8 protein-coding genes are annotated in these 26,450 nt (G+C 62.6%); 3 read left to right on the top strand and 5 right to left on the bottom strand.

Annotated elements, in window-relative coordinates:
- Positions 1-252 precede the first annotated feature (252 nt).
- The 4 genes from C7I55_RS10890 to C7I55_RS10870 all read right to left on the bottom strand — a co-directional run bounded on the left by C7I55_RS10890 (position 253) and on the right by C7I55_RS10870 (position 19,813).
- Positions 253-1,668 carry an HlyD family type I secretion periplasmic adaptor subunit gene (locus tag C7I55_RS10890; protein ID WP_106512940.1) on the bottom strand — a complete coding sequence of 472 codons (1,416 nt, stop codon included), beginning with the start codon at positions 1,666-1,668 and terminating at the stop codon, positions 253-255.
- The gene (locus C7I55_RS10885; protein ID WP_106512939.1) at positions 1,665-3,812 is read right to left on the bottom strand and encodes a type I secretion system permease/ATPase; all 2,148 of its coding nucleotides are present in this window, start codon (positions 3,810-3,812) and stop codon (positions 1,665-1,667) included. The genes C7I55_RS10890 and C7I55_RS10885 overlap by 4 nt, the downstream gene beginning before the upstream one ends.
- Positions 3,813-4,050: 238 nt before the next feature.
- A complete protein-coding gene (locus tag C7I55_RS29205; protein WP_146150993.1) occupies positions 4,051-19,059 on the bottom strand; it encodes a cadherin domain-containing protein in 15,009 nt (5,002 codons plus the stop codon).
- A 40-nt stretch (positions 19,060-19,099) separates the two neighbouring features.
- Positions 19,100-19,813, bottom strand: a complete 714-nt coding sequence (locus C7I55_RS10870; RefSeq protein WP_106512936.1) for an imm11 family protein — start codon at positions 19,811-19,813, stop codon at positions 19,100-19,102.
- Between the two features lie 773 nt (positions 19,814-20,586).
- On the opposite strand from C7I55_RS10870, the gene C7I55_RS10865 reads away from it, so the two are divergent.
- Complete coding sequence (locus C7I55_RS10865; protein WP_106512935.1) at positions 20,587-21,108, top strand: toxin-activating lysine-acyltransferase; 522 nt, start codon at positions 20,587-20,589, stop codon at positions 21,106-21,108.
- A gap of 140 nt (positions 21,109-21,248) precedes the next feature.
- Here the strand turns inward: C7I55_RS10865 and C7I55_RS10860 are convergent, their stop codons facing one another.
- The gene (locus C7I55_RS10860) at positions 21,249-21,668 is read right to left on the bottom strand and encodes an SEL1-like repeat protein (protein WP_106512934.1); all 420 of its coding nucleotides are present in this window, start codon (positions 21,666-21,668) and stop codon (positions 21,249-21,251) included.
- A gap of 253 nt (positions 21,669-21,921) precedes the next feature.
- Between C7I55_RS10860 and C7I55_RS10855 the strand changes: the two genes are divergently transcribed.
- Positions 21,922-23,499 carry a hypothetical protein gene (locus C7I55_RS10855; protein WP_106512933.1) on the top strand — a complete coding sequence of 526 codons (1,578 nt, stop codon included), beginning with the start codon at positions 21,922-21,924 and terminating at the stop codon, positions 23,497-23,499.
- A 79-nt stretch (positions 23,500-23,578) separates the two neighbouring features.
- Positions 23,579-26,317 carry a TonB-dependent receptor domain-containing protein gene (locus tag C7I55_RS10850; protein WP_106513211.1) on the top strand — a complete coding sequence of 913 codons (2,739 nt, stop codon included), beginning with the start codon at positions 23,579-23,581 and terminating at the stop codon, positions 26,315-26,317.
- Positions 26,318-26,450 lie beyond the last annotated feature (133 nt).

Genomic DNA, 26,450 nt, shown 5'->3' with positions numbered 1-26,450 from the left:
TTGAACCAGTTAATACTGGTAGAATACTGGCGGGTCCCGCGGATCGAGGTGCCAGCATCTCACCCGGGCTCCGTGCTGACAAGATCTCAACTGTCTTTCAAATACAAAGTCTTACGGGAATGCCTTAGAAATGATTAGAGCTCAGGGGCCGACGCGGGAGCGGAATAGGTGATCTGGAGCCGTCCCGGCCGACTCGGGCGCTCCGCGAGCGAAACCGACCGCGACAATTGATCGATCCAGGGCCAGACCCGGTCACCGCTCGCGTCCGGCCTCGTCTATCGTCTGCGAGATCGGCGACAGCAGATATTGGATGATCCGCCGTTTGGCGGTTTTCACTTCTGCCTGCACGGCCATGCCCGGGCCGATCGGCTGCCGACGTCCGCGGATCGTGAGATAGTTCCGGTTGAGCTTGATGCGGGCGGCGTAGACGAGCCCGATCTTTTCATCCTGGATCGCGTCGCGGCTGATCGTCTCGACGACGCCGTCGAGCAGGCCGTAATCGGTAAACGGAAAGGCCTCGAACTTGACCCGCACCGCCTGCCCCTCGCGCACGAAGCCGATATCCTTGTTGAGGATCTGCGCCTCCACCTCGATATCGGTCCCGCTCGGCACGATCACCATCAGCGCCTGCGCCGGCTGGACCACGCCGCCGACCGTGTGCACGGCCAGTTGCTGGACCGTCCCGTCGACGGGGGAGCGCAATTGCTGCAGGAAACGGCGGCGCTCCGACTTGCGCAACTCGGAGCCGCGCAGGCTGGATTCGTCCTCGGCGGTGGAAAGATCGCTGCTCGCCTGCTTCGCGAACGTCTGGCGGAGCTTGGCGACCTGCGCGTCGAGATTGGCAATCGCGGCACGCGCCTTCGCCGCCACACTCTCCTGCACGGCGATATTCTGGATATGCTCGACTCGAAGTTGCTCATATTCGAGCACCTTCAACTTAGGGAAATGGCCCTTGGCGGCGAGATCGCGCCGCGCCTCGAGCTGCTGATCGATCAGCGGCAGCGTCTGCCGAAGCTTCTGGATTTCGGCATTCGAGCCGGCGAGTTCGGCGAGATGCTCGGCCCGGCTCTGGGTAAGGCTCGCCCGCTCCGCTTCATATTCGGCGATCGCGCTCTGGATCAGCAGCGTCTGGGTGCGCGCGACGTCCGCAGGCGTGCCCGGCGGCGCCACGAAACGTTCCGAGCCGCCGGTCAGGTGGGCAAGCAGCGCATCGTTGCGAGCCCGCGCGATCTGCGCCGAGAGCAGGCCCTGGGTCGCCTGATCCTCCTCCGCACCGGCGAGGGTGGGATCGAGCTCGATCAGCAACTGCCCCTTGCGGACGCGCTGGCCATTGCGGACATGAATGGCGCGAACGGAACCGATCTCGACCGGCTGGATGACCTTGACGTTGGCGACCGGCAACGTCTTGCCGGTGGCGACCGCGACGACGTCGACCTTGCCGATGAACGACCACAGGAGGGCGATGGCGAACAGGCTGCAAAGGAGCAGCATGAGGATGCGCAGGCCGGGGCTCGGCGGCGTCTCGGTGATCTCCAGCGCGGCAGGCAGGAATTCATATTCTTCCTGCGGCCGGCGCGTTCTGTCGCTCTGGCTCTGCTCGCGCCAGGATTCGCGAAGCACCGCCCAGTGACGGGCGAGGCTCGGGAAACGATCGGCGATGACGCTCATGCCGCAATCCCCATCTGCTTGCGATACAACTCGGCATAGCGGCCGCCGCTGGCGAGCAGGGCTTCGTGAGGTCCCTCCTCGGTAATCTCCCCCGCCTCGACCGTGATGATCCGGTGGCATTGGCGCACGGCGGACAGGCGGTGCGCGATGATGATCACCGTGCGGCCGTGGGCGATCATCCGCAGATTGTTCTGGATGATCTCCTCGCTTTCGGCATCGAGCGCCGAGGTCGCTTCGTCGAGGATCAGGATCCGCGGATCGCCGATCAGCGCCCGCGCGATCGCGATCCGCTGCCGCTGCCCGCCCGACAAATTGCTTCCGCGCTCGTCGATGATCGTGTCGTAGCCGTGCGACAGGCTGAGGATGAATTCGTGGGCACCGGCAAGCTGCGCTGCGGCCAGCACCGCCTCCATCGGCCGGGTCGGATCGGCCAGGGAGATGTTCTCGCGCACCGTGCGGTTGAACAGGATATTCTCCTGCAGCACGACGCCGATCTGCCGGCGAAGCCAGGCCGGATCGACCAGGGAGAGATCGACGCCGTCGATCATCACGCGCCCCTGCTCCGGCACGTAAAGACGCTGCACCAGCTTGGTCAGCGTCGACTTGCCCGATCCGGACGGGCCGACGATGCCGAGCATCTCGCCGCCGGGCACGTGCAGGCTGACGCCGCGCAGTGCCTCCGGCGCATCGGGCCGATAGCGGAAGCGGACCTTGTCGAATTCGACCACGCCCCGGATCGCCGGCAGGCTGGCCCGATTGGGGTTATGCTCCGGCTCCGCAGGCGCGTTCAGCACGTCGCCCAGGCGATCCACCGAGATCCGCACCTGCTGGAAATCCTGCCACAGCTGCGACAGGCGCAGGATCGGCGCGGCGACCCGGCCGGACAGCATGTTGAACGCGACGAGCGAGCCGACGGTGAGATCGCCGGCGATCACCGCCTTCGCGCCGAAATAGAGGATCGCGACGGTGGTGAGCTTGGAGACGATCTGGATGAGGTGGTTGCCCCAATTGGCGAGGCGGGTGACCGAGAAGCCGGTCTGGGTGTAGCCGGCGAACTGCTTTTCCCAGCGATCGCGCATCTGCGGCTCGACGGCCATCGCCTTCAATGTGCCGATGCCGGTCACCGTCTCGACCAGAAAGGCTTGGTTCTCGGCTCCGCGGCGGAACTTCTCGTCGAGCCGGGCACGCAAGGTGGGTGTGATCAGGATCGAGATGGCGGCGTAGATCGGGATCGAGGCGAGCACCACCAGGGTCAGCAGCGGGCTGTAGAGATACATCACCACGAAGAAGACGATGGTGAAGAACAGGTCGATCACCACCGTCACGGCGTTCGACGTCAGGAATTCGCGGATCGTTTCGAGCTCGCGCACGCGCGCAACGCTGTCGCCGACCCGCCGCGCCTCGAAATAGGAAAGTGGCAGGTTGAGCAGATGCCGGAACATGCGCGCGCTGAGCTCGGCATCGACCCGATTGGTGCTGTGCGCGAACAGCCAGTTGCGCAGGCCCGAAAGCGCGGTTTCCCAGAGCAGCACGACGGCAAGCCCGATCGCGAGCACGTCGAGCGTGGTCACGGAGTGGTGGACGAGCACCTTGTCGATCACCAGCTGGAAGAAGATCGGGGACACCAATCCCATCAGCTGCAGGAAGAAGGAGGCGATCAGCACGTCGCGCAGCGGCCGCCGATATTTCACCAGCGCCGGAATGAACCAGCTGATGTCGAACGGCCGCGCGGCGCCGGTCATCTTTTCGCGCGAGGTCATCAGCAGGATGCGGCCGGCGAAGCGGTCGCGAAGCTCGTCGGCGGCCCACACTTCCGGACGATCGCCTTCGCCGAACTGGACGAGCGCGCGCGGATCGGCGCTGTCGTCCTCGATCTTCAGGATCACGGCGGCGTCGCCGTCGGCAAGCTGCGCGATCGCCGGCAGCGGCATCTTGCGCAGATCCTCGGCCGTGCAACGTCGAACGCGCCCGACCAGGCCGAGCCGCTTGGCGATGCGGGAGAGATCCTCCAGCGAATAGGGATCGTCCCCCTTCCCGCGATCGTGCGCGATTTGCTGCGGATCGGCCGGCATGCCGAGGAAGCGCGCAAGCAGCACAAAACTGGAGAGGGCTGGATCCAGCCCGGTCTGCGACCCTTCGGTCATGTTGTTCCCACGTCCCCGTACCGCCGGTCGAGCGGCAAACCCCGGAGCAGCTCGAGCCCTTTCGAGATGCTCCCCCAAAGCACTGATATCATTGAGCATGCCCGATGGCGAGAAACTTCGCTCGGAAGCGTCCGCCGGTCAGCACATAGTGTGAGGCCACACCGATCGGCATCGCATTCGAGCGGACCGCTCCGCGAACCAGGCCGCACCCGCGAGGGTACGGCCTGCTCCTGCGATCTCAGGCATGAAAATCGAACCGCGCCGGCATCGCAGTGCGACCGCGCCAATCGCCCTCGCCGCTTTCCACGCCGAACGCCGCCATGTCCTGCGCCATCAGCGCCAGCCGGCGCCCGATCCCGAGCTCCGTATCGGTGGCGCCCCCGTCATCCTCGCTCGCCGCGAGCAGGACGGGAAGATCCTGGCGACGCTGCGCGACGGCGGCGTCGTCGGCACCGGCGTCGGCGTCGTTTGCAGCCGCGTTCGCGTAGAAATCGAACGGATCGGCGCCCGCCGGAACCCCCGACAGACCCCGTGCCTGTCTGGCGTCCAGACCCATCCGAAGGGTTTCGGCGAGCAGGGTATCGACCCCGTCCACGCTGACGCGCGGAGCGATGCCGCCGGTGCCGGTGCCGCCCGCCGCGGAGGCTTGCGCCCCCGCCGGCCGGAAGCCGAGCGCCGCATCGCCGAGCGTGCGGACGCTGCCGTCGGCCAGGGTGAACGTGCCGGTGGCGACCAGAGCGCTTTGCCCGATCTTCACCGTCTCCTGCGTCGCGCGGCCGCCAAGCGAGATCGAGGTGATCGCCTGGTCGCCGAGCGTGCGCAGTTCGCCGGCATCGGTGATGCCGTTGCCGTTCCAGTCCTTCCACACCTTGAGCTCGCCGAACCGGGCGTCGCCGGCATCGATCTTGCCGTCGCGGTTCGAATCCAGCACCGCGAGCGCTTCCAGATCGCTCTTGGCGCTGGGCTTTTCGGTCAGGAAGCTCAACTCCGACGCGCTGGTGATCAGCCCGTCCTTGTTGCGATCGATGACCAGGAAGCCGTCGCCCTTGCCGATCCAGCCGGTGTCGTCCCGGCTGCCGTCGCCGTCCATGTCGAACCGGGCCTTGGCCTCGGACGCGTGACGAAGCTCGACCCCGTCGCCGTCGAGATCGAGGATGATCGGCGCGAGGATGCCATATTGCTTGCGACCGAAGCCGAGCATCGTCGCCGGCCCGACCGCAGCCGCCGCCGGATCGATCGTTCCCTTGGCCTTGCGCGGGGTCACGAGCAATTGCCCGCTTTGGGTGGTGAGGAAGTATTTGTCGGCTTTGCGGGAGACTGCTCGTTGCTGGAATGCAGGTCCGGGTATCGCCATTGCAGTCGCCACTGGGGTGTTCGGACTGTTGCCCGCTTGAACACCCGGAGACGAGGATGCTTGCTCGAAGCGCAATGCGACGTCGCCGAGGTCCCCCGTGGTCCCGTCGGTGCGGGTATATTCACTGATGGCATAGATAACGTTGTCAGCCGCCCCGTCTAACGATGCACCGGTCTTGGCAGCGTTCAGCGTCAGCGACCCGATTTCTCGTTGCGCAAGTAAGCTGAGTTCGTCCGCCTGGCTGACGCCGTCCTGATTGCGATCCTGCCAGATCCGGAACTCGCCAAATCGCGCATCGCCCGCGTTGAACAAGCCGTCATTGTTTGTGTCAAAGGCGCGAAGTCCCTCAAGATCAGTCTTGGCACCGGGCAGATCACCTGTGAAGCTGATCTCGGTGAAATCGTCGATGACGCCATTGCGGTTGCGGTCGAGAACAAGCATTCCATCGTCGGCGGCAACCCACCCGGTGCGATCGCGTACACGATCTGTAGTCATATCGAACGATACTCGGCTGTCGGTGAGACTTACGAGCTCAAGACCATCGCCATCAAGATCCAGAACGACTGGCGGCATATACCTCGCACCGTAAGTGATCTCTATGGTTTTCTCGGCGAATGTCCCTGCGGCATCGGTCACGCGCACCTTCACGTAATCTACGAAGTATCCGTAGGTGTTTCCGCCGGAATTTTGGCCAAGCTGATATCCCGTTATAATTTGTCCGATTCCATTCACGACGTATGTGGGGTTGGGATACGTTCCGCGTGAACTGGTGATCGAAACAATTGTCGGGTAAAGATCCGCGTATGAGTTCGGGCTCCAATTGTCGGCGGCATCCTGGTCGTAGGCTACGATCGTACTCACGACATTACCGGGAGATGGTCCGGCGTTCGTAGAATAATTGGGCGCGCTAGTGATGACAGGCGCGTCGTTCGCGTCGGTGATGTTTACGGCAATGACCTTTTCACTCCAGGCACCCACACTATCGGTCGCCCGGACGGTCAGAGTGTAGCTCGGGGTAGTCTCGAAATCGAGGCTGGTGTGAACCAGGATCTCACCCGCAGAATTGACACTGAATGCGCTGGCCACGCTCTGCGACGAGAGCGAATAGGTCACGCCCTGATACGCCGTAGATGCATCCGGATCGGACGCGGCGACCGTGCCGATCAGCGTACCGGGAATGGTGCTGTTCTCCGCACGGCTGAAGCTCGTGGACGTGATCACCGGCGCTTCGTTCGTATCTTCGATGAAGACGTCGTACGCCATTGCGATCGACAGCGCATTGCCCGCATCGAGCGCCGCCAATGACAGCGTCGCGACTTTCACCTCCCGGAGACCGTCGCCGTCACTATCCCAAGCAAAGCCGCCATATGATCCGGCGTTGGCCCGGAGCCAATCATTGGTGAAGTTCGCATTTCCGAACGAAAGCGTGTTCCCGCTGGTGGTGAACCAACCGTTCGGGTTGCCTGCAACGATCGCAATCGACGGAACCCCGCCGTCTTGATCGCTGGTGGTGAAGGTTGCGATCGCCTGTCCGACGTGAGACGCACCGCCCGGCAGAGTCTCGGAGAAGCGAACCTGGGAGGCTAGTACGGGCGCGTTGGGCGCCTCGTTCACGTTTTGAAGGTTGATGGTCATCGTGCTGGCGGACGACACGCTGTTCACTCCGCCTGCCCGATCCTGAACCGTGACCCCGTAGCTGAACGAGCGGGTTCCCTCATAGTCCAGAGCTTGGTTGCCATAGACCCAGACGCTCCCGTCGAGCAGGTCCATCACGAAACGCCCATCCGCAGAGCTCGTGGACCAACGCCCGCGATTGGGATCGGAGAAGATTGGGCGGCCGCTGAACGAATAGCGCAGGTCGCCCGCCGCGCCGTCGATGTCAGTGGCGCCGAGAGAGCCGACGCTTTGGTAAGAGCCGGGATTCTCGATCACGGCCAGGGCGAGCGATGGCGCGTTCAAAACCGGAGCCTCGTTCTTGTCTTCGATCAGCACATCATAAGTGAACGAACTTCCCTGCAGGCCGCCTGCGTCTCGAGCCGCCAGCGTCAGCGTGGCAACGCGAATTTCGCGAAGGCCGTCACCATCGGTATCGTAGTTCCAGGCGGCGTCCGTGCCATACTGACCCGCATAGGTGCGCAACCAATCGGCGGAGAAGTTGGCGCCGTTGAACGCCAAGCTGCCGCCGCTGGCCGTGAACCAGTCGTAGGAATTGCCACCGACGATTGCCAATCCTGGCGTCGTGCCGTCTGGATCGAGCGCCGTGAACGAGGCGATGATCTTGCCGGCATGTGAAACGTCGGTCGCCAGAGTTTCCGAGTGGATGGTCTGCGACGACAGGGTCAGTGCGCCTGGCGCTTCGTTGACGTTCCCAACGGCGATGGTGACGCTCGTCGGTGCTTGGTTGGACGGGGCAGCACCAAGGTTATCGCGAGCAATGATAGTGTAACCCGTTGGCGCACTCATGTTTTCGTAATTCAAAGCGCCGGCAGTCGTGATCGTGCCAGTGAGAAGACCAATAGTGTAGCGACCGTCGCTGGACGTCGACGCCACCGCGCTCCCGTTCAAGAAGTAATAGTGCTGTTTTCCATAGTTCACGCCGCTCAGGTCGTTATCCCATGCCGCAACTTGGCCGACGATCGTTCCTGCGCTCTGGTTCTCGCTGACCGTAAACGAATAGGTCGATGCGAATCCGTTGATCTCGTTCAGATCCGTGATGTTGATCGTGAATGTCTCGTCGTAGAAGAGGCCGCCATTATCTGTCACGCGGATCTTGATGGCTTGGCTTTGTGCGACCTCGAAACTCGGCGCCGCCGCGACGAAGATTCTGCCGGTCGCCGCATCGACGTTGAGACCGGCCGCACCGTCGATTTTCGCAAAGCTGAAAGTGCCTCCGTCCGGATCGACCACTGACAGGGTTCCGACTGTCGTGTTGACCGGCACGTTTTCGGCGATCGTGGCGTTGCTCAGCGACATGTCGGTCGGCCGAGCATTGACCGGCACGGCAAGCGTGAATGCAGTGCTTTCCGCGGTGCTCCCGTTCGAGGTCTCCTTCGCCGTGGCCTTGAGCCTCAGCGAGAGGTCCGTCGACATTCCCTCGGGAACCTTGACCTTCAGGCCAGCGAGCTGTGCTGCATTGAAGCGCCAGAGCTGGGCGGCACTGTCGTAATTGGCGGCGGTCACGGTGCCGTTGGTGCTTGAGAAAGTGGCGTTGGACGGAGCGCCGGCGATGGTCACGCCGCTGATCGTCTCCGAGCCGTCTGTGTCGGTGACCGCCGCCGCGACGTTGATCGAAATCCAGTCGCCTGAATTACCCCCAGGCGTGGAAGCCGAAATCGTCGGAACGTCGGCAACCGCATTGACCACCACCGGCACCCACTTGTCACCGGCGATTCCACCGGTGTCTTTATTGTGGAACCACAGCCATGCTGTTCCGCTGGCGTTCGCCTTGGTAGTCAAAGCGACCGATACATTTGCCTTCTTCACCCCCGCAGTTGGGTACGTTGCGGTTGCCGACGCCAGGATGCTGTTGTCCGTCGTGGTGCTGCCGTTCCCTGAAACCACTCTGACCCATCGTTCCAAATATTGAGTGTGGAGATCATAGTCGTCCTCGATGGTCACCGTCGCCGGCACGCCGCTGCCGGTCACGTTCCACTGATCCTCGTTAGCGGTGGGGATACTGACGGGGGTTACGACGGGCGCGGTGTTCTTGGTCCAGTAGTTGTTCCAAACTTGTGCCAGTGTCTTGCCGCCGATTTGTTGCGTGTTTGCTAGTAGCGCATCGAACTGGGCCTGCGTCGTGACCGGATTGGTGCCGTACGCGGCAGTGGCATAAGGCGCGATTGCGTCTGTCAGCTCACCAATCTTCAGCCACACCGTCGCGTCCTGACCGGCGATGACGACGCTGATCAGCGCTTCCTTGCGGGTTCCCGCAACGTAAAAATCCTTCATCGTGACGCTGCCGTCGGAGGCGGCAGTGCCAAGCACCGTCACCTTCACGCTGTCGCCAGACTTGCTGAACCAGAGATTGTCGCGACCAATACCCTGGAAGCTGACCTTGTCCTCGTCCGCACCGGGAAGGTTCTGTTCGATGCCAGGGATCGACCCAGCTTGATCGACGATGTCATCGCCCTGACCGCGCGTGAACGAATAGGTGTCGTGGCCCGCACCACCGATCAGGGTGTCGTTGCCGAGCCCGCCGGTCAGGGTGTCGTTGCCAGCACCGCCGGAGAGGATGTCGTTGCCCGCAGCGCCCTTCAGCCTGTCGTCCTGCGCGCCGCCAGTGACCACATCATTGCCCATGCCACCATCGACGTCGAAGATTCCGTTAGTTTCCGCGTTGGCGTCGAACGTGAGGGTCTCGGTGGAACGAAGCAGCGAACCATAGATGTACATCTCCTGCCCTGCGGCAAGATTGGCATCGTGCATCGTCAGCCGATATTGGAAATTTGTCGGTGCCAGTGCCGAATTGAGGTAGATCTTCTCGATCCCGGTCATCGCATCGGCCGCAAAGGCGATCTGTCCTCCACCGAAACCGAGCGTGTCGTAGCCGGCACCTCCGGCAACCTTGTCCGAAAGCGCGTCGTAGCGGCCAGAGGCGAACCAGAAGGTGTCGTCCCCGGCGCCGCCGGTCAGGCGATCGGTTCCGTAGCCGGCATACATCAGGAACTGCCCCGTGGTCTCGCCCGAGCCGTCCACCGTCATGCTCTCGCCGGCGCGCAACGTCTGCCCGTTGATTACGAACAAGCCTTGCCCGGCAGTCGTCATTCCGTCGCCGGTCGCAACGGAGTAGCTGTAGAGTGATGTCCCCGGCGCGCCCCAGGTCGTGATCAACCCGTTCTCAAGGATCAGCGATTCCACATTGCTGAAGCTCACCCCGGCAGCGACGGTAACGTTGCCCTGAACAACCACCCGATCCGAGCCTGCACCACCGTCGATCGCGTCGCCCGCGCCAAGCGCCGTCCCCGCGAAGATCGTATCATCTCCGGAACCCGCGTTGACCACGTCGGCGCTGCCTGCGGCGATCGTGATCGTGTCCGACAAGCCCGTGCCCGTGATGGTGTTCGCCAGCGCGTTGTCCCGCAGGATCTGGCCCACGGTTGTCGATGTTGCGACGAGTTGCTCGACATTAGCCGCCAGCGTATAGTCGGCCAACGCCGTGCTCACCTTGTCCGTGCCCTGCCCCGCAGTCTCGGTGACCACGTCTCCGGCGGAATCGATCACGTAGGAATCGTTCCCAGCGCCGCCCGTCATCTGGTCTGCGCCGCCACGCCCATCGAGCACGTCGTTGCCTGCAGCGCCGCTCAGAATATCGGAGGCAGCCGAGCCGTACACGGTGTCGGCGAAGCTCGAACCTTCGATCCCCTCGATCCCGCTCACCGTGTCGATCGCATCGCCAGCCACACTAACGGTGCCGGCAGTGAGATCCGCCGTGATTGCCCCCGTCGCGCCCGCGTAGCTGGCGACGTCATTGCCGGCGCCGCCGGTGAGGACGTCGGCCCCGATGCCGCCCTGCAGCATATCATCGCCATCGCCGCCCTCGAGCGTATCCGCACCCGCATTGCCGCGCAGCAGATCATTGCCGGCGAGGCCGCGGATCAGATCGCGGCCGGTCTGGCCGTCCAAGGTGTTATTGTTGGCATCTCCATCAAGCACGTCGATTTGGTCGGTGATCGCGAAGGTGAAGTCCTGCTGGGCGCTCAACGGGCTCGTCGATTGATCCGTCGCCACTACAGTCAATTTGATCGATGAACCGTCGCTTTCGAAATCGAGACTTTGGTTGGCAAGGAGGGTCAAGGCGCCGCCGACAACCGCAAAGCGGGTGCTCACCGCCGTGGCATCGTTCTCGTGAACCTTGAAGTCGTGCTTGCCAGTCAGCTGGCTCGCCCGATCCGCATCCGTGACTATCACCGTTCCAAGGGAGACGGCTGGACGAGCGGAACCGGCGGCAAGCCGGTCACGTTCCGCAATCGATGCGACCTTATTGTTAAGGGCGATCGCGGTCGGCTTCTCGTTCACGTCCTCGACCAAAGCCGTAAACCCGGTCTTCCCGGGCGAGCCCGGCCCCCCGTCCGCATCCGCCGCATCGACTTCACCGCTCAGCACGATTTCACCGAGGCCGTCACCATCACTGTCGGAGACGGTGAGTCCGGCATCGAGCAGGGTTTCGAAGTCGAGTGCGGCAGCGAGGCGCACCTCATTGCCGACGATTGCGAAGCGGTTGCCAGGGTTGCTGGCCAGACGCAGTTTTGGCGTGGTTCCATCAGGATCGCTGAGGGAGAAGCGCGCATACCAGGTGGTAGCGCCCTCCGCGACGATGCCGCCGCCGGCGGTCAGGCTTGGTGTGCGCGGCACGTCGTCAATATCGGTGACCAGGATCGCAACGATCTTGTCGCTCCAGCCACCTTGGGTGTCGCTGGCGCGCACCTTGATATTGTGGGTCTGAGTGGTCTCGAAATCCACAAGCGCGGGATTTCTCACGAACAACGTGCCATCGGCATTGACGCCGAAGCGGCCGCCGGCGTCCTGCGCGACACCACCTTCGACGACGATGCTCCAGCTGATTGCATCGCCTTCCGGATCGGTCGCGACGAGCCGAGCAGCTGCGCCGCCGGCGCCAGTGATCGCGGAGGATCGCTCACGCACCGAGATCGTGCCGCCTGCCGCTTCCCGCAAATCAAGGGGGGCATCGTTCACCGGGTCGATCGAGACGGTAAACGGCAGGGTGACGCTCTGCCCGTCGGCATCGGTGGCGAGCAACGAGAAGGCATCGCTACCGGACCAATTGGCACTCGGCGTGTAGGTGATCGCTCCCGTCTGCGGGTTCACGGTGACGACGCCGTGTGCCGGTGGAGCATCGCTCTTGAGGCTGAACGTGATCTGATTTCCGCTGTCGGGATCGAGAACGCTATAGTCGCCCGAAGAACTGATCGCCTGATCCTCGACGCCCACGAGAGCGCCGCCGCCGGCTTTGCCGATCGACATGGTGGGGCCGGTATAATTGCCTTGCTGCCACGCCGTCGGCAGCAGCGCCGCAATAGCGGCCGTTTTGGCAGCGTCTCCGCTCGCCCCGGCAACCGTTGCGTTGCTCAGCACTTGCGCAAGGAAGAGGATCTGTCCGTCCGTACGGACGACCCGGATCATCGAACCGCTGGCGATCGTCACCGAGTCGGCGGTGCCCGCAACGCCGATCCGCAACAGGCCGCCGACATAGCCGAAGGTCAGCTGGTCGGAGCGGATGCCGCCGCCGAAAGCGATCACGTTGTTGCCCGAAGCGTCGCTCAGGGTGTCGGCACCGCTGCCCGGATCGAACGAATAGATATCATTGCCGCTGCCGCCGTAGAGCGCATCCACTCCGGCCCCGCCGGAGAGCTCGTCCCTGCCGGCACCGCCGTAGAGGAAGTCGTTGCCGTCTCCGCCAAGCAGGACGTCGTTCTCCGATCCGGAGCCGGTCGCTTCAATGCTCGCGGCGCTCGCGCCATAAAGGATATCGTTGCCCGCTCCCCCGCTCAGTTGATCGTAGCCGGATCCGCCGGCAAGTTGATCGTCACCGTCCTCGCCGGAGAGCGTATCGTCGTCACCGCCGCCGGTGACGATATCGTCGCCGCCACCGGCGATCAGGGTATCGACACCGGCTCCGCCATCCAGGCCGTCATTGCCGAGGCCGCCCGCGAGAACGTCCGTTCCGTCGCCGCCGCGAAGCGTGTCGTTGCCGTCGTCGCCGACGACATTGTCGTCACCCGCGCCGCCATCGAGGATGTCGGCTCCGGCACCGCCGAGCAGGACGTCATTGCCTCCGTCGCCGATCAGCGTGTCGTCGCCGGCCAGGCCGCTTAGTTGGTTTGCCCGGCCGTCGCCCGTCAGGGCGTCGACCAGAGCCGATCCGGTGACGCCTTCGATCGTCGACACGCCATTCGCGTCGGCGACGATGCTGTCGCCGGCGGCATCCCCTCCCGACAGACTTCGTGTAGCAAGGTTCACCGTCACGCCGGCGGCGGAGGTCGTGTAACGGATGATATCGCCGTTGCTGCCCGCCTTGGGCGTGCCGCCGCTCGACACTGTGTCCAGGCCGCCATCGAACGAGTCGCCACCCGCGCCGCCTTCGAGCTGGTCGTCGCCAAGCCCGCCCTGGAGCGTGTCGTTGCCGCCGCCACCGCTGACGACGTCGTTGCCGTCGAGACCCGACAGTGTATTCGCGCTGGAATCTCCGACCATGAGGTCGCCGGCGGCGGTGCCGGCCTGGCCGGCCAGCTTTATGTTGGCAAGCGATGCGGCAAGGCCGTCGACGAAGACGATCCATTCCAGCACGCCGCCGGTGCCGGCGAAATGGTCGGTGATCACCGCCTTGCTGGTCCCGCTGAGCTGGACCTCGAGCGCATTGCCGGTCCGCACGAAGGTGAGGTCGGAAAGGCTGAGATTTTCGCCGATCTCGAGCGTGTCCTCGCCCCCGTCGCCGGCGGCCGGCGTGACGCCGGACATCACGCGATCGACAATCGTCTCGATCCCCTGGTTGGCGTTGAGGATGTAGACGTCGTCTCCGGCGCCTCCGTACAGAGTGTCGTTCCCGCCTTCGCCGTCGAGAACATTGTCCCCGCCGTCGCCGTACAACTTGTCGACGAACGCGGATCCCGAGACATTCTCGATCGAATCGAACTTGTCTCCAACACCCGCGCCGGTGCTCGCGCCCTGCGCGGCATCGAGGAAGATCGTAACCCCTGCAGCACTGTCCTCGTAGCTCGCCGTGTCGGACCCGGCGCCACCGATCAGCAAGTCGGCCCCAAGCCCGCCTTCGAGCGTGTCGTCTCCCTCGAGCCCGTAGAGAACGTCGTCGGCAGCCATGCCCTTGAGCGTGTCCGCACCATCGTTCCCGGAGAGAATGTCCTTCTGATCGGCGCCAGTGACGATATCGTCCCCGGAATCGCCGGTGATCCACGCCGAGGCGCCGTTCGCCGCAGCAATCGTGTCCGCGCTGGCAGTACCGCCAGCAAGGGCCATCGTCCCGATGGCGTGGTTGCCGGTGTTGACGAACGAGAGTGCCTCGATCGCACGCGCCGACGTCGCGCTTGCGCTGTACCAATCCTTGATCCGGATCTGGTCGGCAACTGCTTCGAAGGCGCCTGCCGTCGAGCCATTCTGGGTCACCGCGATGCGCAGATCATCGCCCTCGCGGCGCAGCACCAGATCCTGGATATCGATGCCGACGCCGAATTCGACAGTGTCGTTGTCGCCCTTGTCGATCGTCTTCGGACCGGAGGTTGGGGCAATGAGGCGATACAGAGCCTTGAAACTCGTTCCCTCATTATAGTCCCACTCGCCAAGCCATTCGCGCCCGTCGAAGACAGTCTCGACCACGGCTCCGTTCTGAACCTTCGTGACGGTGCCGTTGCTGTTGAGCGTATAGCCGTTGATATAGGCGCCGTTCAGCCAGACGGTTTCCCAGGTTCCGGCAAATTCATCCTGAACCGTATCGCGGCCATAGCCACGCTCGAACCGGAACACGTCGTTGCCGTCGCCGCCGGTGAGCACGTCGTCTCCGGCACCACCGGACACGATGTCGTCGCCGGCGCCGCCATAAGCGCGATCATCGCCCTTGTCGCCGAACACTGCGTCGTTGCCGTAGCCGCCGAGCACGACGTCGTCGTCATTGCCACCGACCACCACGTCATTGTCGTTGTTGCCCGACACGAAATCGTTGCCGCGACCGCCGGCACCAAAATCATTGCCGGCAAGGCCGAACAACTTGTCGTTGCCGTCGCCGCCATATTGGAAGTCGTTGCCGTTGGTGCCGATCAGGACGTCGTTGCCGCCGGTGCCGATCTGGAAATTCTGCAGATCGCCGATCCGCATGTCGTCGCCGTTGCTGAACCGCAGCCATTCGATGCGGCGGGCACCGTCAAACCAATCCTTAACGACGATCTTGTCGCCGCCTTCGAACCAGGTTCCATCCACGCGCTGGATCTTGATGATGAGGTCCATGCCGGGCACCGTCCCGACCATCGATCGCTCAATTACGATGTGCTCCAGGGTGATACCGTCGCCGAAGCTGATCGCGTCTTCGCCGCCCTTGACAGAGCCATCGACGGTGATGCCGTCGGCGCCGTAGCTGTCGCCGAACCAGTTGCGCGCGATCGTTCCGGCCGTGCGGCCCTGGACGAGCACACGAACGCTGTCGCCGGTCGATCCCGGCGTGGCGCCATCGGACTGATCGTCGAGATAGACATCGACGCCGTCGCCGCGGCGGAAGACATATTGATCGGAGCCTGCGCCGCCAAACACCGACGCTGCGCCGGCATGGCTGTCGTTGCCCGTGCCCGCATCGAGCACGTCCCCGCCGCCGCCGCCACGCAGCGTGTCGATGCCTGCGCCACCAGCGAGCCAATCGGAGCCCTCACGGCCCGTGATGACATCGTCGCCGGTTCCGCCATCTAGGTAGTTGCCGTTGCCGCCGAGGCCCGTCCCTGTGCCATTGCCGGCGTCAAGCCGGTCGTTACCGTCTTGTCCGAGCAACCAGTCATCGAGGCGTCCACCGTAGAGCGTGTCGTTCCCGGTTCCGCCGAAGACATTCGCGCCTAGGTCACCGCTTCGGACGATATCGTCTCCCCCGCCCGCATGGACCGTGGCTCCGACTTCCGCAAGCACCGAAGTATTTTGCAGCTGGACTCCATCGACAATAAGGCCCGGCGCAGGTGCCAGGCGATCGACTCCGCGGGGCACCCTACGACCGCTGATCGTCTCTTCATGAGAGAAAGAAATTACGTCAGCTGAACCAGTGCCCTCGACGACAATGAGGTCTTTGGCGTTCACCGTATCAAGGACATAGCCCGCTGATTTACCGGCGGCGTTCGTGATCTCCCAAAAACGCTCACCCGTTTCTTCATCAATCTGGTGAGAAACGCGCGAGGGGGACAGAGTCACGCCGTCAATGGTGCCGCCGGCAAGTTGGTCAAGCCAGCTGGCGTATCCACCGGCCCAGTCTGAGGCAGCGCGCTTATTGAGCCCGAGTTCGAGTCCCCGCGCGATTGTCGCGGCCCATCCGATACTGAAGGCATTGTCGGGCATCAACGCGATGATGCCGTTGATTACCTCACGATTGTCGAAGTAAAAACCAAAGTCCGACGCAACAGTAAGGTCACCGAGCAGCCCGGATATATTCAGATTCTCATTGATCTGGCTCGCATCACCGGCGAGGTCAAGTGAACCCTTTAGAGCTCGCTTGACGAATACGTTGCCGCCGGCAATCTCCAGGCCATCGCCGACCAACGCCTGGTAGACTCCATAATTCGCCAATTTGGCGGCTCCCTGCTCTCCAGAGAAGCGCTTGGTGATTGCGTTCTTGTTCCGCGTGGAGATCGGCCTATAAACGTAATCAGATTTCCGCATTCCATAGTTGCCGGTCTGAACAGCTTGGGGATCGAGAAGCTTACCTCCGGACGCCGAAACAACGGCATTCAGGGTCGTTGCAACAAGGGAGGCAATTCCAATCGCCTGATCCTTGGAGCCCCCCTTACGCGCGTAAGGATTGCCGACGACGAACTCTTGGGCCCCTTCGTCCCAGAGAGCATCGGCCCCCGCTCGGGGCGTCCCGCCGAACATCGACCCAATCACGCCACCCAGAACGAAGCCGAGAAATGCACCCACGGCCGCACCCAGCGGACCGGCAGCAAAGCCGAGCATCGTGAACTTCTCGGCGAAAAGCGCGCCGATTGCATAGCCTCCCACGGCCGACCCCAAGGCTGAGCCAATCTGACCGCCGATGGTCTCGAAGTTGACGATCTCGGAAGCAAGAGTGCTGCCGACGAAGCTTCCGAAGGCATTTGCAATCTGAGAGAGGTTAACAACGCCGTCCAGGCCTGCCAGCCCTTTCGCACCGTGCGCGAAATTATCCGCAATGTTCCCAATGACACTGCCGATGACGACGTTGCTCGCCTCGCCTGCAAGGCCATCTATGCCGATGACACTGATCAGCTCCGCGGTGATGATCGAGGACACGGCTCCGAGAGCGGCCCCTTGCAAGTCGCTGCCAAAGTCCTTGAAGCCAACAGTGTCCTTCACACCGAAGAGCCCATCCACCTCTTGGAACAAGTTCCGGGCGATTTCCCCTGTCGTTACGCTAAGAGCGCGATTTAGCAGCGGATCCTTCGCCCCGAAAAGACGCGAGATATTCGATCCAAACATTTGCGCAATGGCGGCACCATCGACCTTCGTGTTGGCTTCGCCATTCCTGATGAAGCGAATTTTTGGACCCGGGGATTCCACAGATCCGCCACCTGTCTCTAGCGAGACTTGGCTAATCTCCAGCAGAATTGCATCAGTGTCTGAGGCAGAGCTTGCCAATGCGTCCGGATCTAGATCGAAGTTCCCTTCGGGCACAATAGCAAGAACTCCCGTAACTGCCGTGACCACACCCTCCGCAGTTTCGGATTGAGTTACCGAGAGAGTGCTTGGGGGCGTCGGGCGTTTAGCCGTGACCACTATCTCTCCGTTAAGCTCACGATACTCTTGCATGTACGCGGAAATACCTTGGACATTAAGCTTGTTGAAGCCCTCTGGATCGGGAGATACCATGCCAGGCTTGTTCCAGAGCTCCCAGTATAGCTTGTGCCCAATATCATAGGCCGCGCTCAGGTCCGCTGACCAATGCTCACGCCCAAGACTCTTCTCGTTAATCTGACCATTTTTTATGCGCGCGTCGATCTCGTCTTGGATCTTTGTATCGTTGGACGCATACCTCAAAGCCCACAAGGCAGAGTCGGGGGAAACGAAAACGCTCAGGGGCTTGTTGACTTGGGTCTTTATCCCGTCGGCACCAGACGTGACGTACACGCGCACTTCGCCAGGCGCGGCCGCGGACGTCGGGACTGAGCGGTCCGACGTTATTTGCTGCCAAACGCTTCCATAGAAAGAAACCACGTCCGAACCAAAGTCGTATATAGTCTCACGGTTGTCGTAAACAAGCTTTCCAACATCGTAAATATCGATCGCAGTCGAAACGATGTTCACTCCAGGGATCAGTTTTGGAAGAAGTCTCTTCAGGACCTGGGAGCCAAGCAGCTTCGGATTTTTCAAGCCCCAACGCAGCCACGACATTGCAACGTCTCGATCTGGAGCAGCGTCCACCGCAGCTTCCAAAATCTCGGCGCTGAGTTTTTCCAAGCGAAAATCTTTGTCGATTGGAATACCGCGACGCTTTGCTTCCGCTTGAATTCCGTCGACTTGCCCCCTGAGGCCTTTCTCACGGGCCGAATCAACGAAAACTTCTTCCCGCCCCTCGGCGAGCGCTCGCACGATGTTGGAACGTTCAATCTGTGCGGGGGTCAGATCTCCGGCGACACGCTCATTATGCGGCGCGACAACTTCCCTTTTTATGTACTCGTTGAGCTTGTTCTGATCGGTGATACCCGCCGCTTTTACAGGATCGTAAAAGGGCGAATTTACAACGCCCTCGTCGGAAGCGTTCATCAGGTAGCGACCAAGCCCCCCGGGCTTCACTTTTCCAGAGCTGTCAACGTCGCTCATGACCGCATCCGAGCTCCGCAAACGAGCCTCGTCTGCAATCCCCTTCACTTTGTCCGCCAAGTATTCCCGGTTTGCCGTCTTATTAGTAGAATTGGGATCGATCAACTCGACGAACTTCGGATCGTTCTCAAGATTCTCGATCTGCAAACGGATTTGCTTCGTGTACTCGGGATGGCTGCCATTATGAATGGTGTTCGGAAGATATTGTCCATTCTTAAGCCCGTTTGACGGGTCAAATATATCCCGCACGTCAGTATCGAGAATCTGCTTAATCGGCGCAAGATCCCAAAGCTCATGGGGGATGACGTGCTGCCGCTGCTGCCCTTTGACATAACCCAAAAAGCCGTTAGTCGATCCGCTCGGCGTGTAGCTGGCCCCCACCTATCATCCCCTTGATTTAAACTTCAGTATGTTCGACGCATCAGATCCCTGATGCGACGTCGTCGAAATCAACGTTGCGCGCCTTTGGCCTCATGCTCAAGACGCGTTCTCTCAAATAGTTGCTCACAAGAACTGACTGGTTCTTGTGCCGAAATATGTGAAAGGGGAGGTCTAGATCCTTCAAGAGGCGAACAGATGGATATCCGGAAACGAATGGATCAAATCTTTGTCCGCTCGACAGGCACCCTCCACCACCGTAGATTATCGTAGAATTTGCGTAGTCCACCACCTCAAGAGTTCTTATCACGTCCAGAAAATGGTATGTTTCGTCAAATACGACACCATCATCGCCCATCATTGTGATCCGACGAACCTCGAAGGCGTCTGGATCAACCTCTCGAAAAACATCTAGCAATCGTGCACTCACAACAAAAAGAGATCCATGCCTCCAAAGGTCAGGAAGTGCCCGTTTTTTTGGTGTGAACTGGAACATGCAGGGATCAGGAAGCCTGCCTATTCCGCGACCCCGCCCATAGAGTCCCTGCGGATCGTTTTTCCACGCGAATGTCGTTTCGTTGGGATGCGCGGTATAGGCGTCATCCAAGCGCCAGTACCGCGTCTCGTCATACGAAGGTGCAACAGGTGGATGGACCCGAATCCGCTCATCATCCTTGATGCCTGCCGGATAGATTGGCTTGCTTGAGGGGGGAAGAAGTCCACTGCCCTCAATATAGATCTGGCGTTCATCAGTCATGATTTAGTCTTCTGCCGCATCCCTGCAGCAGCCTCCTTCCAAAGGTTCCACCGTTCACGTAACCGAGAAAGCGGGACACGCGCCTACACAAGATCCGCTTGCCATGGTTCAACCTTGCAAGCGCCCCGGCGAGACCTGATTGGACACCCAGGTTGTAGACCCACGCCACACCTCAGCTGCCCCAAGCAACTCGCTCGTACAGCCGCAACAATCTGGAAGTCCGTCGGAACCACGCGTGTCCTCGAACAGTCCCGCTAACTCGAATTGCGCTCGTTTGTCGCGTGCGTTCGCGAGACGCGCAAGTGACTGCACCGCTCCACCGGCCCACCCCTCCTTCAGTAATATGCCAGGATTTACGGTGACAGTGCACGAAATCACAGGGAAGCCGGCACCTGCAAACCTCTTCCCCTGCCTCACCTGGCGCGAGCCGGCACGATACCCTGCCATGCCCCCCGCGTTCGCAGAACGCGCGTAATTTGTAGCATGTTGATGCACCGCTGCCCCACCCGCCGACCGCTTCGGTGATGCGCACCGAAGAGGCATTGCCCCTAATCGGCTAGCATAGATGCTTTTTTTGGGGCTGCAACCGGAATCGCGCTTCCACTTAACTCCGTTTTGGTGTGTGATCGAACGGTGAACCTGTGATCGTGGCCTCAGAAGATTTAACCCCTACGCTCATGCTAGACCGGAGCCAGATGATGGTTTGCACTGGCTTGGCTTCCGCTGCCGGCCTCTGCTAGGCGCGCCACAAAGACAACGAGGGACCGAACCACATGAGCACCGAGCCGAACCGCGCCGCCGAGAATGGCGGCGCCGTCACCATCAGCCATCTGCTCGGCGAGATGGCCTGGCTCCTCACCCAATCCCCCCTCCACCGCGCCCTAGCGATCGGCGATCTCGAATGGCTGGTGATGCCGGCGCTCATTCACCAGCAATTCTACCTGTTCCGCGACGGCGACAAGCCGATCGGGCTGGCGCTGTGGGCGAAGTGCACGCCCGCCGCCGAAGCCAAGCTGGAGCGCGGGATGATCGCGCCGGAAAACCATCTGACGCTGGAGGAATGGACGAGCGGCGACACGGTCTGGCTGGTCGATCTGATCGCGCCGTTCGCCACACCTGAGAACAAGCAGCGCGAGATCATGTTCGCCGATCTCATCTCCGGCCCGCTCGCCGGCAAGCCGTTCAAGTTCCACCAGACCGACCCGGCGACCGGCGAACGCAAGGTGCAGAGCGTCGCCGCGGACGCCGGTGCCAAGCTCAAGCAGGCGATCGAGACGGCCGCAGGGCAAGCCTGAGTCGGCGGCGAGAGGGCGCGCCGCTCGCTCAAGCACAGGCCGACGTTCGGCTTTGCAGCCATGAAGGCGCGGCTTCGCTCGTGAAGAGTGATGCCACGCAAGGAGTAATCCGCCGCTCTCCTGGCCATACGGCACGCGGCTCAGGGTTTCGGCGTCTCCCTCAACCTTCGCAACCTTTCCTTCGCCTCCGGCAATCCCGGGACATGCGGACCCATGTTCACCGGCATGACCGATCCGCGAGATTTGCTGACGCCGGGAACGTAGATCCACGTCGTCCCACCGCTCGGCGCCGCCGCGCCGAGATAGAGCCGTTTCGCCAGGCCGAGATCGCGCGGCACGCCGCGGCCCTCCTGGTAGCGAATGCCGAGCTCGAGCTGCGCAGTCTTGTCTCCGGCCTGCGCGCGCGCTGCGAGAGCCTGCAGCGCGGGGTCGGCGGCGCCCGCCCCCAGCCGGATGCCGGCGTAAGAATCGGGCTGCGCGCAGGCTGCGAGATTCGACAGCATCGCAAGGCCAATGAGGAAGGCCGATCCGCGGAACATCCGCCGCTTCACCGGTTGCATGGGTACCTCCAATCCCTACGACCCTACAAAACGACCGCAGCGCCCCAAGTTCAGCCCCCCGGCAACACTTTGACAATCATGCTATATGACACAAATGTTGCATGCATGTCTCACCAATAAGTCATGCCGGTACGCATCTCCTGAGCAGTCGTTTCACATGTAACACAAGTATCACAGACTCTCTTTAGCCAAGGTCGCAAGGGCAGACCCGCGGAACGGGCTGCCTTCGTTCGACCACTCCTAGGGGGTTTCCATGTCTCGCAGCCGCTCGCTCCTGCTCCTGACCACTTTGATACCGCTGACCACTCTGCTCGCCTCCTGCGGCGCCGACGACATCGCGTCGCCGGGCACGGGCGGCGACGTGATCATCAATCCGCCGGCGCCGACGCCGCCGGCACCACCGCCGCCGCCGCCGCCGCCCGCGACCGTGACGCCGGCCTCGGGCTGCCCGACCATCGCCGATCCGCAGGGCCTCACCGATTCCGGCACGATCACCGGCCCGACCGGCACGTGGCGCGTCTGCAGCCTGCCGACCCGGATCAACCGCAGCATCCAGCTGACCAAGATCCCCGGCCTGCTCTATCGTCTCGCCGGCCGCACCGATGTCGGCACCGACGGCGGCCCGACCGCCAGCGCCGCGGACAGCAACGTCACCCTCACCATCGATCCGGGCGTGATCGTGTTCGGCGGCAGCGGCGTCTCGTGGCTGGCAGTCAACCGCGGCAACAAGATCCAGGCCGTCGGCACCGCCACCCAGCCGATCATCTTCACCAGCCAGGACAATGTCCGCGGCCTCAACACCGACGCGAGCTCTGGCCAGTGGGGCGGCGTCGTGCTGCTCGGCCGCGCCCCGATCACCGATTGCGAGAATCCGGGTGCTGCGCCGGGCACCACCGCCTGCGAACGGCAGACCGAGGGTGCAGCCGATCCGGCCAAGTATGGCGGTGCCACCGTCAACGACAATAGCGGCCGCATGAGCTATGTGCAGATCCGCTATTCCGGCTTCGTCCTGTCGGGCAACAGCGAGCTGCAGTCGCTGACCACCTCGGGCACCGGCACCGGCACCCAGCTCGATCACATCATGTCGTTCAACAGCTCGGACGACGGCGCCGAATTCTTCGGCGGCCGGGTGAACATGAAGTATTTCGTGTCGATCGGCGCCGAGGACGACAATCTCGACACCGATGTGGGCGTCAAGGGCAACTTCCAGTACGTGCTCGCGGTCCAACGCAACGGCTTCGGCGACGCGATGATCGAGGCGGACTCGGACAATGCGGCCGACGGCAACACGCCGCGGCAGAACGTCCGGGTTTCGAACGCCACGTTCATTCAGCGCTCGAACACCGGCTCCGATCTGGCCGCCATCCTGCTGCGCGGCGGCACCGACTATACGCTCGCCAACAGCGTCCTGGTCAGCTCGGGCCTCACCTGCCTGCGCATCAGCCGTGCCAACACCATCCAGGCTGCCGATCCGGCCCAGGACGAAGCCGGCCCGCCGGTCTTCCGCTCGGTCCAGATGACCTGCGGCACGCCGAAATATCTCGGCGCCAACGGCGTGACCGACGCCCAGGTCGCCTCGATCTTCGGCAGCGGCACCAACAACAACAACGATGCCTACGTTTCGACGCTGACCAGCATCTTCGTCAACGGCGCCACCGAGGCGGCGGTGCCCGCGTTCGATGCCACCACGATCGACGCGTTCTTCGACCGGACGACCTATATCGGCGCGGTCCGCGACGCGACCGACAACTGGTACAAGGGCTGGACCTGCAACAGCGCCACCGCGGATCTCGGCGGAACGGGGCTCTGCACCACGATCCCGACCAGCTGATCCGAACGACCTGAACTTGGGAGCGGGGCGTGGCGATCAAGCCGCTGCCCCGCTCTTCTCACACAAAATGGGGCTGAACATGTCCAACACGTTGGCGGCGACCACCATGCTGCTGCTCTCCACCGCACTCGTCGCACCGGCGGCAGCCCTCGCCCAGGACGCAGGCGCGCCAAGCCAGGCCGGGCCAAGCGTTCCCGATTCCACGACCAGCGTGCCGACCAACGACGCTGCCGAGGGCGCCGCGCCCGAGCAGCAGGCGACCGAGACTCCCGCCGAAGAGCAAGCGCCCGACGTCTCCATTCCCGGCGGCGACGCCGAGATCGTCGTCGTCGGCACTCGCTCGCGCGACATCACCCGGGTCACGCCGCAGGTCGTCTCCGTGCTGTCCGCAGCCGACATCGCCCGCACCGGCGAAGGCGACATCGCCGGCGCGCTCAGTCGAGTCACCGGGCTCAGCGTGGTCGGCAACGGTTTCGTCTATGTCCGTGGCCTCGGCGACCGCTATTCACTGGCGCTGCTCAACGGCTCGCCCCTGCCAAGCCCGGAGCCGCTGCGGCGCGTGGTCCCGCTCGATCTCTTCCCGACCAGCGTCATCGCGTCGTCGCTCGTCCAGAAAAGCTATTCGGTGAACTTCCCCGGCGAGTTCGGCGGCGGCGTCATCAATCTCACCACCCGATCGGTGCCGACGGAGAGCTTCCTCACGATCGGCGGCGCCGTCGAGGCGGACAGCGAAGCCACCAACCAGCTCGGCTACACCTATTACGGCAGCAAGAGCGACTGGACCGGATTCGACAACGGCACTCGCGACATCCCGCCGGCGCTCGCCTCCTTCCTGAACAGCGGCGAACGAATCAGCGAGGGCGGAGTCGATACGCAGGCGATCGCAAGCGAATTGATCACGTCGCGCAATTCGATCCTTCAGCGCAACAAGCACCTGCCGGCCAACTTCTCCGCGCAGATCAGCGGCGGCACCTCGTTCGATCTCGGCGGCGATGCCCGCCTCGGCGTGATCGCAACCGCAGGCTACAAGAACGACTGGCGCACCCGCGACACCATCCAGCAGACCGCGGCGAACGTCGATCTCAGCCAGAAGGAGCTCGATTTCCAGCGGGTCATCACCGACAATCGCATCGTCGTGAACGGCCTTCTCGGCGTCGGCCTCGAATTCGGCGACAATGCGATCCGCTGGACCAACCTCTACATCCGCGACACCCTGAAGCAGGCCCGTCTCGGCGTGGGCTCGCGGCAGACCACCTCGCCGATCGCCACGCTGCAACAGCAGGACACCGCCTGGTTCGAGCGGCAACTGATCGACACGCAGGTCGTCGGCGAGTTCAAGCTCAGCCCTGCCATCGACCTCGATGTCCGCGCCGGCTACGCGAATTCGCAGCGCGAAGCGCCGTTCGAGATCAGCTACGAATATTTCCGCAGCAATCGCGCCGACGATCCTTATGGGCAATACTTCATCAACCGGCTGAACAACGGGCAGCAGGGCAATGCCGAGATCAGCTTTTCGGACCTAAACGAAAATCTGTATTCGGCCGGCGCCGACCTTTCCTACAAGGCGACACAGGGCCTGACGCTCAGCGCCGGCTATGCCTTCTCCGACACCGCCCGGCGGACGGAGCGGCGCGACTTCCTGTTCATCGCCCCGGGTACCTTCCCCAGCGGTGTGGCGATGTTCCGCCCGGATTACCTGCTGCAGCCGTCGGTGATCGACTTCTACGATATCGGGTTGGTCGACACCAACGAAGGCAATCCGGTGTTCGATGCGAAGTTGCGCAACCACGCCGTCTACGGCCAGATCCAGGCGCAGTTCAGCGACGAGCTCAGCCTCAATTACGGCATACGCTGGGAGAAAGCGGATCAGACGGTGGATCCGGTGCAGGTGTTCAATACGCCGACGGCATCCCTGGCCGGCACCAGCCTGAAGCGCGATTATTTCCTGCCGGCGGCGACGCTGACCTGGCAGTTCCGGCCCGACATGCAGATCCGGGTCAGCGGCTCCAAGACGATCGCGCGTCCGCAGTTCCGCGAGCTCATCTACCAGCTTTATTTCGATCCAGACACCAATCGCGAATTCCGCGGCAATCCGCTGCTCGTCGACAGCCAGCTCTACAATGCGGAAGCGCGCTACGAATATTATTTCGCGCGCGATCAGCGCTTCTCGCTTTCCGGCTTCTACAAGCGCATCGACAATCCGATCGAAACGTTCGCCAGCTTCAGCGACAATTCGGTGCTGTCGAGCTTCGCCAACGCCCCGCAGGCCACGCTGTACGGCGCAGAAGTCGAATCGCAGAAATATTTCGATCTGAGCGGGCTCTCCGACGGCGCCTTCTGGCAATCACGCCGCGCGGTGCTGATCGCCAACTACACCTACAGCAAGTCGAAGGTGAAGGTGAACGAGGACGACACCGTGGCGGTGTTCGCGTCATCGGCGACCAAGGCGACCGACCTGTTCCGCGACGGCACGCCGCTGACCGGCCAGTCCGATCACCTCGTCAACCTTCAGTTCGGACTGGAGGATACCGACCGGCTGTCGCAGCAGACGTTGTTGCTGACCTACGCCAGCAAGCGCGTAACCAATCGCGGCGCGGCGCTGCAGCCGGACATCATCGAATATCCCGGCCTGCGCCTGGATTTCGTCGCCCGCCAGGGCATCAACATCGGCGGCGTCGAGCTCGAAGCGAAATTCGAAGTCCGCAACATCACCGGCACCAAGTACAAGGAGTATCAGCAGAGCGGCGAAAACCGTATCTACTACAATCTGTACAAGATCGGCACGACGGCAAGCTTCGGCGTAAGCGCGACGTTCTGAGGCGGTTGGACACTGGGGCGCGGCGCATCTGAGCTCTCCCCTCTTCCAACCCCTCCGCCCCTCTTAGCCCTTCCCCTCGATGGGGAGGCTGGGCGGGGGTGCGCTGGTGCAGAGCAAACCATCATCGGCGCCA

Source organism: Allosphingosinicella deserti (assembly GCF_003012735.1).
Lineage (GTDB): Bacteria > Pseudomonadota > Alphaproteobacteria > Sphingomonadales > Sphingomonadaceae > Allosphingosinicella > Allosphingosinicella deserti.
Note: the sequence above shows the minus strand (reverse complement) of the source record. Positions and strands in the feature narration are given on the sequence as shown.

Excerpts from the sequence above, each read along its gene's own strand:
- C7I55_RS10855 (WP_106512933.1), top strand. The coding sequence starts at position 21,922 with ATGTCTCGCAGCCGCTCGCTCCTGCTCCTGACCACTTTGATACCGCTG.
- C7I55_RS10865 (WP_106512935.1), top strand. The coding sequence starts at position 20,587 with ATGAGCACCGAGCCGAACCGCGCCGCCGAGAATGGCGGCGCCGTCACC.
- C7I55_RS10850 (WP_106513211.1), top strand. The coding sequence starts at position 23,579 with ATGTCCAACACGTTGGCGGCGACCACCATGCTGCTGCTCTCCACCGCA.
- C7I55_RS10860 (WP_106512934.1), bottom strand. The coding sequence starts at position 21,668 with ATGCAACCGGTGAAGCGGCGGATGTTCCGCGGATCGGCCTTCCTCATT.
- C7I55_RS10870 (WP_106512936.1), bottom strand. The coding sequence starts at position 19,813 with ATGACTGATGAACGCCAGATCTATATTGAGGGCAGTGGACTTCTTCCC.
- C7I55_RS10885 (WP_106512939.1), bottom strand. The coding sequence starts at position 3,812 with ATGACCGAAGGGTCGCAGACCGGGCTGGATCCAGCCCTCTCCAGTTTT.
- C7I55_RS10890 (WP_106512940.1), bottom strand. The coding sequence starts at position 1,668 with ATGAGCGTCATCGCCGATCGTTTCCCGAGCCTCGCCCGTCACTGGGCG.